The organism is Stenomitos rutilans (assembly GCF_059505485.1).
Genome location: NZ_JCACKR010000028.1, coordinates 49,227 through 62,646, shown reverse-complemented (window position 1 = coordinate 62,646; position 13,420 = coordinate 49,227). Strand labels below are relative to the sequence as shown.

At 51.8% G+C, this 13,420-nt stretch carries 11 protein-coding genes; 4 read left to right on the top strand and 7 right to left on the bottom strand.

Annotation, left to right across the window (positions count from 1 at the left end):
* Positions 1-385 precede the first annotated feature (385 nt).
* From AC5JLP_RS04030 to AC5JLP_RS04005, 6 genes are all read right to left on the bottom strand, one after another.
* Entirely contained in the window at positions 386-1,879 is a 1,494-nt protein-coding gene (locus tag AC5JLP_RS04030) for an ABC transporter ATP-binding protein (RefSeq protein ID WP_496066619.1), read from the bottom strand.
* Between the two features lie 90 nt (positions 1,880-1,969).
* Positions 1,970-3,247: a BMP family lipoprotein gene (locus tag AC5JLP_RS04025; protein WP_496066618.1), complete on the bottom strand. Its 1,278-nt coding sequence runs from the start codon at positions 3,245-3,247 to the stop codon at positions 1,970-1,972.
* A 340-nt stretch (positions 3,248-3,587) separates the two neighbouring features.
* Positions 3,588-4,061, bottom strand: a complete 474-nt coding sequence (gene tsaE, locus AC5JLP_RS04020; protein ID WP_496066617.1) for a tRNA (adenosine(37)-N6)-threonylcarbamoyltransferase complex ATPase subunit type 1 TsaE — start codon at positions 4,059-4,061, stop codon at positions 3,588-3,590.
* A gap of 147 nt (positions 4,062-4,208) precedes the next feature.
* On the bottom strand, positions 4,209-5,834 hold the full coding sequence (locus AC5JLP_RS04015; protein WP_496066616.1) for a DUF8728 domain-containing protein: 1,626 nt from the start codon (positions 5,832-5,834) through the stop codon (positions 4,209-4,211).
* A gap of 79 nt (positions 5,835-5,913) precedes the next feature.
* Positions 5,914-7,281 carry a gluconeogenesis factor YvcK family protein gene (locus tag AC5JLP_RS04010; protein ID WP_496066615.1) on the bottom strand — a complete coding sequence of 456 codons (1,368 nt, stop codon included), beginning with the start codon at positions 7,279-7,281 and terminating at the stop codon, positions 5,914-5,916.
* An 88-nt stretch (positions 7,282-7,369) separates the two neighbouring features.
* The gene (locus AC5JLP_RS04005) at positions 7,370-7,588 is read right to left on the bottom strand and encodes a hypothetical protein (RefSeq protein WP_496066614.1); all 219 of its coding nucleotides are present in this window, start codon (positions 7,586-7,588) and stop codon (positions 7,370-7,372) included.
* A gap of 170 nt (positions 7,589-7,758) precedes the next feature.
* On the opposite strand from AC5JLP_RS04005, the gene AC5JLP_RS04000 reads away from it, so the two are divergent.
* Positions 7,759-8,541, top strand: a complete 783-nt coding sequence (locus AC5JLP_RS04000) for an ABC transporter ATP-binding protein (RefSeq protein ID WP_496066613.1) — start codon at positions 7,759-7,761, stop codon at positions 8,539-8,541.
* 168 nt (positions 8,542-8,709) lie between these two features.
* Positions 8,710-9,939, top strand: coding sequence for an MlaD family protein (locus tag AC5JLP_RS03995; protein WP_496066612.1), 1,230 nt, complete (start codon positions 8,710-8,712; stop codon positions 9,937-9,939).
* 214 nt (positions 9,940-10,153) lie between these two features.
* Here AC5JLP_RS03995 and AC5JLP_RS03990 read toward each other — a convergent pair whose 3' ends face one another.
* Positions 10,154-10,441 carry a DUF3288 family protein gene (locus tag AC5JLP_RS03990; protein ID WP_496066611.1) on the bottom strand — a complete coding sequence of 96 codons (288 nt, stop codon included), beginning with the start codon at positions 10,439-10,441 and terminating at the stop codon, positions 10,154-10,156.
* 473 nt (positions 10,442-10,914) lie between these two features.
* Here AC5JLP_RS03990 and AC5JLP_RS03985 point away from each other — a divergent pair, with 473 nt between their 5' ends.
* Both AC5JLP_RS03985 and AC5JLP_RS03980 read left to right on the top strand, forming a co-directional pair.
* On the top strand, positions 10,915-11,484 hold the full coding sequence (locus tag AC5JLP_RS03985; protein ID WP_496066610.1) for a hypothetical protein: 570 nt from the start codon (positions 10,915-10,917) through the stop codon (positions 11,482-11,484).
* Between the two features lie 11 nt (positions 11,485-11,495).
* Positions 11,496-13,325, top strand: a complete 1,830-nt coding sequence (locus AC5JLP_RS03980; protein ID WP_496066609.1) for a peptidoglycan D,D-transpeptidase FtsI family protein — start codon at positions 11,496-11,498, stop codon at positions 13,323-13,325.
* Positions 13,326-13,420: the final 95 nt, after the last annotated feature.

Here is a 13,420-nt window from a genome sequence, read left to right as displayed (position 1 = left end):
CTGCATGAACTGTGGTTACTTACGCTCAAGTTGTTCCTACTTCCACTCAAGCAGAAGTAAGGAATGATGAAGCTGCAGTGACTAACGCTAAAGCTGTAGTGACTAACGTTAAAGCGATGATAAAGATCGCTCTTTCGAGCTTTACACCCAGAGCTTTGGATGCGCCCCATGGCCGCTGAGAACGATGACGCGATCGCTGTGCTGCGTATACATCAACCTGCAAACTTTAGATGAGCAATAATCGGTAACTCCAACAAGTTTGCACTAAACAAACGCTTTGAGAAGAACAAAATTTCTAAATTTTCTACTTCACTCGAAGTTGGGTTCAATCGTGCGATGACGTCTTCGCCCAGTTCTTCAGACTCTTGCTCACAGGTGTTTAAAATTAGGTACTGACAGAGAGTTCTTGGGGTCGATCGCCCAGCCGTCCGCCAATCATTTGTCCCAGGCGATCGACGGTCAACTCTGTGGCATCAATGGGTTCGGAAACCGCGTCACCGCTGAAGACGATGATGCGATCGCTGTATTGCATAATTTCGTCCAAATCAGACGAGGTGAAGATAATGGCAGTGCCGCCTTCACAACGGGCAATGAGCTGTTGCCAGACCCACAGCACCGATTCGATGTCTAACCCGCGAGTGGGATGTTCCATGAGCAGGAGGTTGAGCGGCACGGGGAGGAGGGCAAGCTGGGTGCGCTGTTGATTGCCGCCTGAAAGCCGTTCGACGTGGGTTTGGGGTTTACCGCGAATGTTGAAGAGGGCGATCGCGCGCAGGGTTTTTTCTAAGGTGCCTTTCCAATCGACAAACCAGCCTCTGGGCGGGGTACGTAGGGCAACGTGTTCGTGAATAGATAAGCCTCGGATTAACCCATCCCGGAGGCGATCAGCGGGTGAATAGCCAATTCCGGCACGCAAATAATCGCGGTAGGGCTTGGCGGTCATATCAACCCTATGAACGTGGAAGCTGCCTGCCGATGCCTTAAGCAGTCCCGCGCAGAACAAGAGCAGAAGCTGCTGTCCACTGCCTTCCAGCCCTGCCAGTCCAATGACTTCGCCTTGCTGTATGGTGAAATCAGGCATCGTAAGGCTGAGGCGATCGGTCCTGAGGCGAATTTGCTGAAACTCAACGGCGACGGTCTCATGACGAGTGCTTGGCTTGGCAGGTGGTGCCAGTTCACGCCCAAACATCAGTTCGACCAACGTTTCGTCAGGGCAAGGAATTTCCAGATCACCAACTACCTGCCCCTGGCGCATGATGGTGACGCGATCGCACAGTTCGTCTACGTCTTCCAGCTTGTGGGAGACAAAAATGACCGATTTTCCTTGCGATGCCAGTAGCTTTGCGGCGGCAAACAGTTCATCTTTCTGGGAGGCCGAAATGCCTGTCGTCGGTTCATCTAAAATCAGTGTTTTCACCCCTAATGACAGCAGGCGCAAGATCTCAAGCTGTTGGCGTTCGCCTACGGTGAGATTGCTAACCTTTTCGTTGGCGTTGAGGGCAAAGTTAAACTGCACTGCCAGTTGCCGAAACTCTCGAAACGCCTGCCGTCTCCTGGTAAAGAGACTGCCCGACTTGCCCACCAAAAAGTTATCCAGTACCGACAGTGGCGGAAAATCCAGCGGATCTTGGTGCAACATCCCAATACCAGCGGCGATCGCGTCGGCGGGCGTTTTCACCTCAACGGGCTTGCCGTCGAGTAGAAGCGTGCCGCGATCGCGGGTAATAAAGCCGCTGAGAACCTTCACCAAAGTGCTTTTTCCGGCCCCATTCTCACCCAGTAGCCCGTGAATGCTGCCTGCTTCTACCGTTAGCGAAACAGCATCGTTTGCTTGTACAGGCCCAAACCGTTTGCAGATATTTTTCAGCTCAACTTTCATGACAGGGAGGGGAATGGGGAACTCGAAACAGATGAGGCTCAAGGTTCAAAGTACGTCGCTTGAACCTTGAGCTTCCATACTTTAGCCCGTCTACTTACTCGATCCCTCCATCCCTGCTAGCAGTTGTGGCATGTACCAGATTTGTTGATCGGTTGCGGTTTCCCCAGCTTTGACAAACTCGGTTTTACCATCCTGAAACTTGATTGACCCTTTGTAAAGGTTGATGCTGCCGTCTCCAAGCCCTTTGATAAAAGTGTCGATGTACTGTTTGTTGTCGCCCAGCGCACTACCAGGCAAAAAGCCAATCATTGACGTTTCAGAACTGTTGATGTCTTTCCAATCTGGCCCTAACCAGACAAATTCGCTGCTCAGCTTGCCATCGACAGCCTTTTTGACTGCATCAGTATATGGCAGTCCCCAGTTGTAGTAGGGTACACCCAGGCACACATCAGGCGCGAGATTACAGCCAGTTTTCAAGTCATAGTGGACATACTTGACTTTTTTGCCAGCCGCTGCCGCTTTTTTGGTTTCAGTCGCCGCTTCAGGCGTGTCGATACCCGACATCACCACATCATAACCACCGTTAAAGTAGTCATTGACCACTTTAGTGGGATCGAGTGTGACACCAGGAATGTTGAACCAGAAGCCGATCCAGGTCACTTTAAACTTCAGATCGGCTGGCTTCTTTTTAAGATAGTTTTCCCAGCAGTACTTTGCGCCTAGATAAGCAGCCGACACATAGCGACGGGTCTCATCATTAATCAAAGGCCCCAGGTAGCCAATTTTGCCCGTCTGAGTGCCCAGTGCAGCGGCGCAACCGGCCATCATTTTGCCGTATTCCATCCGACCCATAATGTTGCTGAGGTTCGGTTGATTTTTGAAGTTCTTGCCTTCTTTCCAGGCGTAGTCTCCAGAGGCGTGAATGACGCTCACATCAGGATGCTTTTTGGCGGTTTCGAGTGCATCGTCTTTGAAGTCATCGGAGTTAAAAATGACGAGTTTCGCACCTTTCCCAATGAGTTCATCGGCTACCTGAGTACCTTTCACGTTTGGACGATCGGCAGGATTGACCTTATCCACATAGTCAAATTTGACCCCAGATACATTCTTGAGAGCGGTTTGTATCCCTTCATACTGCGCCTGGTTCCAACCACCGTCATCTTTAGGGCCAACGATGACCATACCAACTGTGTATGCCTTACCGCTTGCCTGCGCTGAAGGTGAACTGGAGGCAGACGGAGAGGCCGTGGGAGCGGGGCTACTACACGCGCCGACGAGGACACTTAAGGCGGCAACGTGCCAAAAACGGTGCATTACAGTAAGGGTGCGATCGAAAAGGCTGATGTTACGTGCAATTGGTCGATTCATACGTTTAACGGACTTTAGCTGATCAGGGGTCATGATTTACCGCTCTATGCTTGAGGATTTCGATACACGGCTAGTTTGACGAGTTAGACTCGCACTTTCGGTGGGAGCGAACCACTAGAGACGTTGACTAAGGCGAAACGCTGACATCTGAATACGGCGGCGGACTGTCTACACAGATGCTCAACGATCGCAGCTTCGCTTTCCAATTAAGGCGATCGCTTCTTTCAGAAATGTATAATCGATTACTTTTAGCCGAATGCGCCTTGCAACCGATCGCGTTGCAGTAGCAAGGTTGCTTTAGCTCACGCTTGTAAGTTTGATGGGTTGCGGTGCTATTGAGTCACAGGGTACGCATGACGTCACGCAGGTTATCTTGCCCGATCGCGCGCAAACAGGCTTGACGACTCGCTTGGGCTGTATACGTAAGCTGAATTGCCAAATAGCTAGATGGTTTATAACGCAAACGTTCTGACCATTCGATCGCCACAATACCCGGTTTCACTTCAGTTCCGTTCCAGTAGGTCTCCGGGTAAAGCGCGGCGGCGGCTGTTGCGTCCAAACGATACAAATCAAAGTGGTAAAGCGGTACTCGCCCATCTAAATATTCATTGATTAATGTGAATGTGGGACTGTCGATCGCCTCTTGAATTCCCAGTCCTTCACCAATCCCCTGCACCAGCGTCGTTTTGCCACTGCCCAGATCCCCTTCTAGCAAAAGCGTACTTTCCGCTGGCAACAAACGACCCAGCCTCACGCCGAGCGATCGTGTGGCGGCTGCATCCGGCAGAAAAATGGTTTTCGCATGATCACGCATTGCCTAAGCTCAAGTTGGAAGGTCGTAGAGATAAAAAGGCTCATTGAACAAATGGCTCGCCTCCATTCACCGCTCAATGCTTCGGGCGTAGGGCCAAAAGCGATCGTGAAGAAAGCTGGCTCAAGATTCAAGGTCCATCGACTTTTTTCATGACTTGCAGCTCATCACGTCAAATTGAGTATCGCCGTTCGCCACTGTAAGTCCCCAATGGGTAAGCGTAGAGCGTCCTGAAACCTGTGGAACATTGGTGCGGAATGATTTTGCGACGGTACAGCGCGCAGCGGCGGTTGGATAGTTCTTCTTCAACCGTTCAAATTCTATTGGTCGTAGCACCAGCCACTCTGGTTGCAATCGGTTAATCATGGCATCCAGAGAACGGTGCTCTGGTGGCAGTTGCTTTAAAGCTTGCAGCGCTGTTGGAGAGGTCAAGCCCGGAAAGTCGTACAGCTTCGCGCGTGAGTAGTAGCCCACGTAGCCTGCCGATTCGGAAACAACGGCTTCTCCATGCGGCACGACCTGACCCAGATACTCACCCAGCGGTTTCCTAACATGGTTTTCGATCTGTTGCACCTGCGCTTGAATGGGGAAGGAAAACGGGATGTGGACTGCAAAAAGGATGGCTAGTGTCACCGCTAACAAATTAGACCCTGCCACAGAGAGCCTTTGTAACCGATGAAGCCCAGCAGCAGCAAACAGAACAACCAACGCCATGAAGGGGATCACATACCAGGAAAAGTAGTCGTTCCCAACCCAGGCAAAGTAGTAGATGGTAAAAATCACGACATAGGCGATCGCCACCCACAAACCCCTGACCTTACGAGTTGACCATATCCCTAAGAGCGCCAGCGACAGGATCAGCACGGCAACGGCAGCAAGAATCGGCTGAGGAATGGGGGTACTCAAGACGAAATGAGCATCCACAAAGGGAGCAAAGAATTTCCAGCTTCCCGCATGGACAACAGTCAACTGGACACTAAACCATGTGAGCCAGGCATTGATACCAGCCAGCAGAGACGGCGGGGGACTAGACCAGATTAAAGACTTCACCGCGATCGTATGGGGAATCGGCGAACCATAGTAAAACGTGGCAAACAAAAACCAGGGACTGGCGACCACAAGCGTCATGAGAGCGGCCTGAAAACCTGTTTTTCGGTTTTGCCAAACGAAGTAGAGGAGCGCTGGGAGTACCCACAGGCAAAAATCTGGACGCACTAGCAGGCCCAACCCCAGGCAGGCTCCAGCCAGACGAGCTTGCTTCTCCATGACGAAATACGTACCAGCCAGCAGAATCGCTGTAGCGACCTGAGTTTCCATCCCCGCCATGCCGTAAAAGATTTGATATTGGCTCAGTGCCAGATAGGAAACGGCAAAAAAGGTAGCCCATTGATTTAAGTTAAGTTTTTGAGCGATGAGATAGGCATACGTGATTGTGATCACAGTCGCCAGGAGAGACGCAAGCCGCAGCATCAACAACCCGGCACCCGGCACGATCACTTCTCCAGCTAACGGAATGAGTACGGAGAGGGCTGAGGTGAAGCCATGCACCCGTCCTTCACCGTAATGATGCGTTAAACCTAAGCCGGAAACAGCGCTGACAGCATGGGTAATTGTGATTAAGGAGTCTTCCCACACCCGATCGGTATAGAGCCAAAAACTAAGACGTGCAACTAGCCCTGCCACTAACGTAAGCCAAAGCAACGGTAACGTTGGCAAAACATGAAGCACCCAGAATTTGAGCGATCGCAAGGAAACATCTTCACGTTTGCTTGCCATTAGCGTGATTACCAAGATTGACTAGTTGAGCATCATACCAGGCTTTGCTGAGAGGGGACGCATCTCATTCTTTCCCACCTCACAATCCTTGCACCCGACCGTACCAGCGCAGCAGCACGCGTGCGAGTTGTTCAGGGTCGTGGCGAACGAGTCCCGTTTGTTCATCTTCATCCATGACGCTTGCCAATACAATCCGGCGGCCCAACCGTGCTACGACATCACGATCGAGCGGGACAGGGTTAGAACTTTCCTGGGCATAGCGAATATGTGCTCTCGCTGAAGGCGTTTTCTTTTGCACCAGCACCGCGCCAAAGAGGGGTTGACCACACGCCTGGTCGATCGCCCGAATGTGATCACCCACACTGTAGCCCACCGTTTCGCCCTCCTGCGTCATGATGTTGCACACATAGATACGAGGCACGTTGCGCTGGGCGATCGCGGCTGTAATCTCTGGCACGAGTAAATTTGGGATAATACTGGTGTAGAGACTCCCTGGGCCAATGATGATGTAATCGGCTTCAGAAATGGCTTTGACGGCTTTGGGTAAGGCGGGTGGATTAGCGGGCGTGCAGCCGATTCTGACAATGGTGCCGTTGGCTTCAGTAATGCTTGATTCGCCCTCAATGTAGCGACCATCCGCTAACTCTGCCCACAGCCGGACATCGCTCAGGGTGGCAGGCAACACCTGCCCACGCACGGCTAAGACACGAGAACTAGCGGCAATCGCCTGCTCTAGGTCACCTGTCACTTCACTCATGGCGGTCAGAAACAGGTTGCCAAAGCTATGCCCTGTCAACCCATCGCCTGCTTTAAAGCGGTACTGAAACAGCTCGGTCAACAGCTTCTCTTCGTCTGCCAGTGCGGCCAAGCAGTTGCGGATGTCTCCAGGAGGCAGCACGCCAATTTCCCGCCGTAGTCGTCCAGATGACCCCCCATCATCCGCTACGGTTACGATCGCGGTGATATTAGCGCTATAGCGTTTCAGCCCACGTAAAAGGTTGGACAATCCCGTCCCGCCGCCAACCACGACAATGCGAGGCCCTCGATGCAGCCGTCGATGGGTTAGCAGCAGGTCAATCAGTTCTTCCTCCCCTTCGGGCATCAGCACTTCGGTAATCGACCCCAGCGTGCGCGTTTGCCCCCACCAGACCAGCAAAAACCCAATGAGCATTGCCAACGGGCCGCTGATGTAGCTGGGAATGATATCGGTAATGCGATCGAGCGTCTGCCGAAGAAACTGAGTCGTATAAAATACGGGTGTCAGCTTGAGCCAGATGGCAAAGCCAAGGGTCGTTAGCAGCACACCACTCGCGCTTAGTAAGAGCCAACGCTTGACTAGCAGCCCTGGTGCCAGCCACTTAAACCACTGGTTAACTCGGCTGGGAGTACGATGACGCGACTCTTGTCGCAGCACATGAAGCGCCTGTTTCAGTAACCCGATTGTCATGGCTGGTTACGCACGGAGATTAGAACTATAGAGGGATGAAGCAAAATTGGCATCTGTCTAGCAGAAGAATAGCTTAAGTTTTTCACTTCTATAGACTGTTCGATAAGTGAAGCGGTTCAATCAAGGGCTGCGAGGCGCTCGGCGGTTCTGCCATCGATCCCACCGAACTATTTCTATTGACAGAGGTTAACGGCTCACCCGTGGCTCCTTCAAAATGCGCTAGCATGGCATCCAAAATGCAGTTGACTCCGTCTAGCAGAGTGTACTGCTCTGGTAAATGCAGGTGGGTAAATGCTGAGAAAGTCATCTCTAGACGATCTGAATGCCCCGAACCACGCTAATGTTTGTGAGTTCAGAAGATTTTCTAGGCTGGTTTCATGAAGGTCGGAGCCGCATCCGCAAGCAGCAGATTTAGATTGTTGCAAACTTGGACGGGTGCAGATTTAGATTGTTAAGGAGTGTCTGGTTCACATCCTAATGGCTGAAGCGCTGATTGAACTAAAGGGTGTTTCAAAGGCGTTTGGTAAAAATGTCGTACTGGATGCGGTCGATTTAACGATCTACCGTGGAGAAGCCCTGGCGATTATCGGCCCTTCGGGGACGGGCAAATCTACTATCCTACGCATTATTGCTGGACTGACCGCCCCTGACTCTGGGGAAATTTACATCCAGGGCCAACGACGGAAGGGGCTGATTGAAGATGGTCAAGATCCTATTGGCATTGGCATGGTATTTCAACAAGCCGCACTGTTTGATTCACTTACCGTGGATCAAAATGTGGGCTTTTTGCTCTACGAACATTCGCGTTTGTCGCGACGGCGCATTCGAGAATTGGTCGTGAAACGATTGGAGATGGTGGGTTTGGCTGATGTGAGCGATCGCTATCCTTCTGAGTTGTCTGGCGGAATGCGAAAACGAGTCAGCTTTGCACGGGCCATTATGGCAAACCCAGATAACCCCAGAGATACGCCTGAGGTGTTGCTCTATGATGAACCAACGGCTGGTCTTGATCCGGTCGCATCGACTGTGATTGAAGACCTGGTGCGTCAGCTTCAGTGTGTTGAAAGTGGCTGTAGCACTTACGTGATGGTGACTCATCAGCAAAGTACAATTCGTCGCACGGCTGATCGGGTTATTTTTTTGTATCAGGGGCATGTGCAATGGGAAGGCAGTGTACAGGCTGTGGATACAACCGACAACCCTTTGATTCGCCAGTTTTTTAGTGGCAACGTCAATGGTCCCATGCAAGTCATTGGCTAAGACGTAAATGAATGCAAATTAGGTACGGTAGCAGCAGAGAGGTCATCAGGAGCCGGAATCAGGAAAACTGCTACATTCTGGCTTCTAACTCTTGTATGCTCAGCCTAGATCTGTTCAATACCCACTGTCTCCCTACCTTAATGTCTCCCTACTTAGTGAGGACTCATCATGCGATCGCGAACTGTTCGGGAAGGCTCTGTTGGCTTGTTGCTTTTGTTAGGGTTGGGTCTTTTTGCGGGACTCATCCTCTGGCTGCGGGGCATCAGTGTTGGCAATCGTGGTTACAAAGTCATGATTGATTTTGCCAATGTTGCAGGTATGGAGGTGGGCACCGCCGTTCGCTATCGCGGCGTGGTCGTGGGTAAGATTACCAAAACGCGGCCAGGCCCAAACGGAGTAGAAGTGGAAGTCGAAATTTCGCCTGCTGATCTGCTGATTCCCAAAGATGTAACGGTGGAGTCCAATCAATCGGGCTTATTGGGCAGCACGTCGATCGACATTAATCCCGTCAAGCAACTCACAACCAACATTGACGCAAAGCCCCTGGATGCCAACTGCAACAATGATGTGATTGTCTGCAACAAAGCAAGACTGGCGGGTCGTGTGGGAGTCAGCGTGGATGAACTGCTGCGATCGTCGATGAATTTTGCCAATGCGTATAGCAATCCGTCCTTTGTGGCAGACGTGCAAACGGTGACGCGCAACAGCGCTCAGGCCGCTGCCGAAATTGCTGCCCTTAGCCGAGAGTTTAGAGGGGTCGCAAAGACAGTGAATCAGCAAGTTTCCACGCTTTCTGCCTCTAGCCGCAATGTCGATCGCACCGTGACCAAACTGGGTCTCACCGCCGATCAAGTCAATAGCCTCTTGGCGACCAATCGCTCAAACCTAGTAGGCACGCTCGGCAACATCAACGTGATTACGACGCAGCTTCGTACAACCGTTGCGAACCTAAACCCTGTTGTTAGCCAGGTGCAGCAGGGCCAATTGATTCAAAACCTGGAAACGCTCTCTGCCAACGCTGCTCAAGCTTCTGCCAACCTGCGGGATGTCTCCACGGCGCTAAATAGTCCCTCTAATCTAATGGTGCTACAGCAAACGCTCGATTCAGCCAGAGCGACGTTTCAAAATGTGCAAAAAATCACGTCTGACCTGGATGAATTAACGGGCGATCCAGCGTTTCGCGTCAATGTACGTAAGCTCGTCAATGGCCTCAGTGGTTTGGTTTCGTCGTCACAGCAACTCCAGCAGCAGGCACAACTGGCGCAAATTCTCACGCCGATCGCCGAAACGTCTGCCCATACCCCAACCCCTTTAACCAGCGATCGTCGTTCTACCGTAGAACCGTTACTGAAAACCTTGCCGCAGAAGACGGCGGAAGGGGTGGAGAGTCGGGAGTAGAGGGAATGGGGGGAGAGTTTTGAGTTTTAAGTTTTAAGTTCCGGATGAATTCTGCTTCTAACCTTATTCCTTCTGCCTTTTGTTGTGAGCTATCAGCGGTCAGTATCAGCGCTCAGCTTTCCACGCTCCACTGTCCCGCTTGCTGCTAAAAACCAATCACCCTAGCGAAGCCATGCCGAAGGCTTTACAACTTCTTTTGCCTTCTGCCTTTTCCCTAACTCCAATCGTCCCGCTTACTGCCGCGCCCTTTGTAAACTTGGGCTTCACGATGAAGCTGGCGTGCTCTGGCGTTTAACGTTTCATCGGTCAGGTTCCACTGCTTCAGTGCTTTATCGAGATCGGCTTGAATATCACGCGCACCCGGAAAGCCCCGGTAGCGAATCCGAAGACGGGCCAGCTCTGCCAAATTGTAATCGGTTAGGCCTTCAGCCAGTAGCGTGTTTACAATCTGGCGATCGCTACTCCAAAGGGGATGCTGTTGATCCGTCTGCTTTTCAGCCATAGGGTTGTGACGATAAGTAGGGATGGGTCGCTACAGTCTAAGAAGTATTACTGAAGCTACAGCGCTGATTGCTGTAGGGCTATTTTGCGGCACGGCTATTTGCAGCACGGCTGCTACGGGTAGCGCTCTGTTCAACTCAAGGCTGCTGCACTACGGTAGATGAGGGGGAGGCCATTCGTCAACTCTCATGAACCGAAACTATATTCTTGTCTAACGATCGAACCGCTACTGACTGACTCAAGCAACCTTAAACATGCACGCCATCTTATTTTTGTTTGAAAACTGAATTGTTGCAGTAGACTGGCTGGTAATCTTGAAGCAAGTGGCTAATCTGAGGCTCGCACACTGGGCTAACGGTGGTTCTGATTCACGGGAAGAGTTCCTAAGCCTGAGTTTGGGTACGTTGAGTAGTACAGTACGTTCGTGATCGTCAGACACTGCTGTACGTGTGTTAAAGGAGTGATGAGAAGCTGATGTCCACCGCGTTTCGATCTGCGACCCGTTCCCGGCGACCTTCGTCTGTTGGTCGATCGCCGCTTTACCCTGTACCAGAAAAGCCGCGATCGAGACGAGCTGCGCCTAAAAGTGCTCCTCCACTAAGAGCCGTTTCCACCTCGACTGCCAGACCAAAAGCAGGTGCAAGAGCTGGTGCACAAACAGTCAGGCAGCTACCGTCATCCCGTGCGTTCCCCTTATGGTTAAGGGCTTTAATTCAAGCGCAACGCGGTTCGTTGGTCATCGCCTTTATTTTGGTGATTGCAACCCTCATGGTTTATGGCAGTACCGTTTATACCCAGCAGCTTTGGAGTAAAGAGTACCGTAAGCTCAAAACACTTCAGCGCAACGAGCGAGAAATGACGGCAACGAGTGCAAGCCTGGAAAATCAACTGGCACTCCAGGCAGAGCGACCTGGTTCGAGGCTAGTGCCGCAAACGCCAGAGAGTACAATTTTTCTACAGCCCGCTCCGCAGCGCCAGCCTTTGGAAACCACGCCTAGCGTTCCCAGGGTTGAAGCGGCTCCCAATACGCCGCTGGGTTATTAAGGGATGTCGCTATGAGTAGTCCTCCTCGTTCTTTGTCGGCACAGCGGTCACGTCGCTTCCCCCTTCGTAGTCAGCCTCGACGCATTGAGCGCGCGGCTTTAGTCGAGCGGCCAACGTTTCGGTTGTTACTGGTGTGGGCGGCATTGGTTGCTGGCTGTGGGCTGCTCGTGCTCAATCTATTTCGCTTGCAGGTTGTACAAGCAAAGCAACTGCAAGCACGGGCGCAAGACCAACAAATGATGTACATGCGACCGTTTATTCCACGTCGGCAGATTATCGATCGACAGGGAACGGTCTTAGCACTCGATCGCCCGGTTTATACTTTATTTGCTCACCCCAAGCTGTTTAAGGTACCAAAGCCAGAGATTGCCGAAAAGCTAGCGCCTCTTCTGCGGCGATCAGCGGCTGAGTTGACCAAAAAATTTGATCAGGCCGAAACAGGGGTTCGCATGGAGTATGCACTCTCTGAAAGCACGGCTGATCAAATCACCAATCTGCAAATTGATGGTTTGGAACTGCTCCAAAGTCAACAGCGGCTTTACCCACAGCAAGAGATGGCGGCCGATGTGTTGGGTTATGTCAACGATGATCATAAAGGTCAGGCTGGGCTAGAGTTAAGCCAGCAAACGTTACTAGAGCGGCTATCAAAACCAGTGCGGCTTCGACGGATGGGCGATGGGTCGCTCATGCCCGATCAGGTGCCAGGTGGCTTCCTAAACTTAGATGATTGGCAACTGCAACTTACGGTGGATAGCCGCTTACAGCGCGTCGCTATCAACGCCTTACAGCAGCAGGTGAAAAAATTTAACGCCAAACGAGGAACGGTCATCGTCATGGATGTCCACGATGGCTCGCTCCTCACACTGGCAAACACTCCGTCCTACGACCCCAATCAGTATTTTAACTACTCCCTCGATCGATTCAAAAACTGGGCCTTGTCTGATCTTTATGAACCCGGTTCGACGTTTAAGCCCATCAACGTGGCGATCGCTCTAGAAACAGGTTCCATCAAACCAGATAGTGCTTTCTACGATGAAGGTCAGATTTATGTCAGCGGTTGGCCCATCCAAAACTTTGACTACTCCACCTCAGGCGGTAGAGGCCGCATCACCCTCACAGAAATTTTGGAATACTCCAGCAACGTTGGCATGGTGCATGTCGTACAGCAAATCAAGCCCGACGTTTATTACACCTGGCTCAAGCGCATCGGCATGGGTGATCTCGTTGGCATTGACTTACCCTCTGAAGCGTCTGGTCAGTTCAAAACCCGCAAGACATTCCTGGAATCACCAATCGAACGTGCAACCACCGCTTTTGGACAAGGCTTCTCGCTCACTCCCATTCACCTCGCACAACTCCACGCCGTACTCGCAAACGGCGGCAAGCTAGTAACCCCCCACGTCGTTCGTGGCTTGTTTGACAGCAAAGGACAACCCTACTGGCAGCCTAACATCCCCGCTCCTCGCCCTATCTTCTCTAAAGCAACGACGCAAAGTTTGCTTGCCATGATGGAAACAGTGGTCAGTAAAGGAACGGGTAAGAGCGCCCAAATTCCCGGCTACAGAATTGCAGGCAAAACGGGCACCGCCCAAAAAGCTAATCCTAACGGTGGCTACTTTGACCACGCGAAGATCACCAGTTTTGTCGGGATCTTTCCCGTCGAAGCACCCCGCTACGTGGTGATTGCTGTAGTAGATGAACCCAAAGGCGGCGACGCATTCGGTTCCACCGTTGCGGCCCCAGTGGTTAAAGCCGTGATGGAAGCCCTCATCAGCCTGGAGAAAATTCCCCCCAGTCCGGTAGAACCAAGTGCAAAAGCTGAGGACGTGATCAGGAGATAGAGCGAAGGATGAAGGATGAGGGATGAGGGCAAGGACTGATAGCTGACCGCTGACCACTAAATCAACTCAAAACTCAAAACTCAAAACTCTCTCCC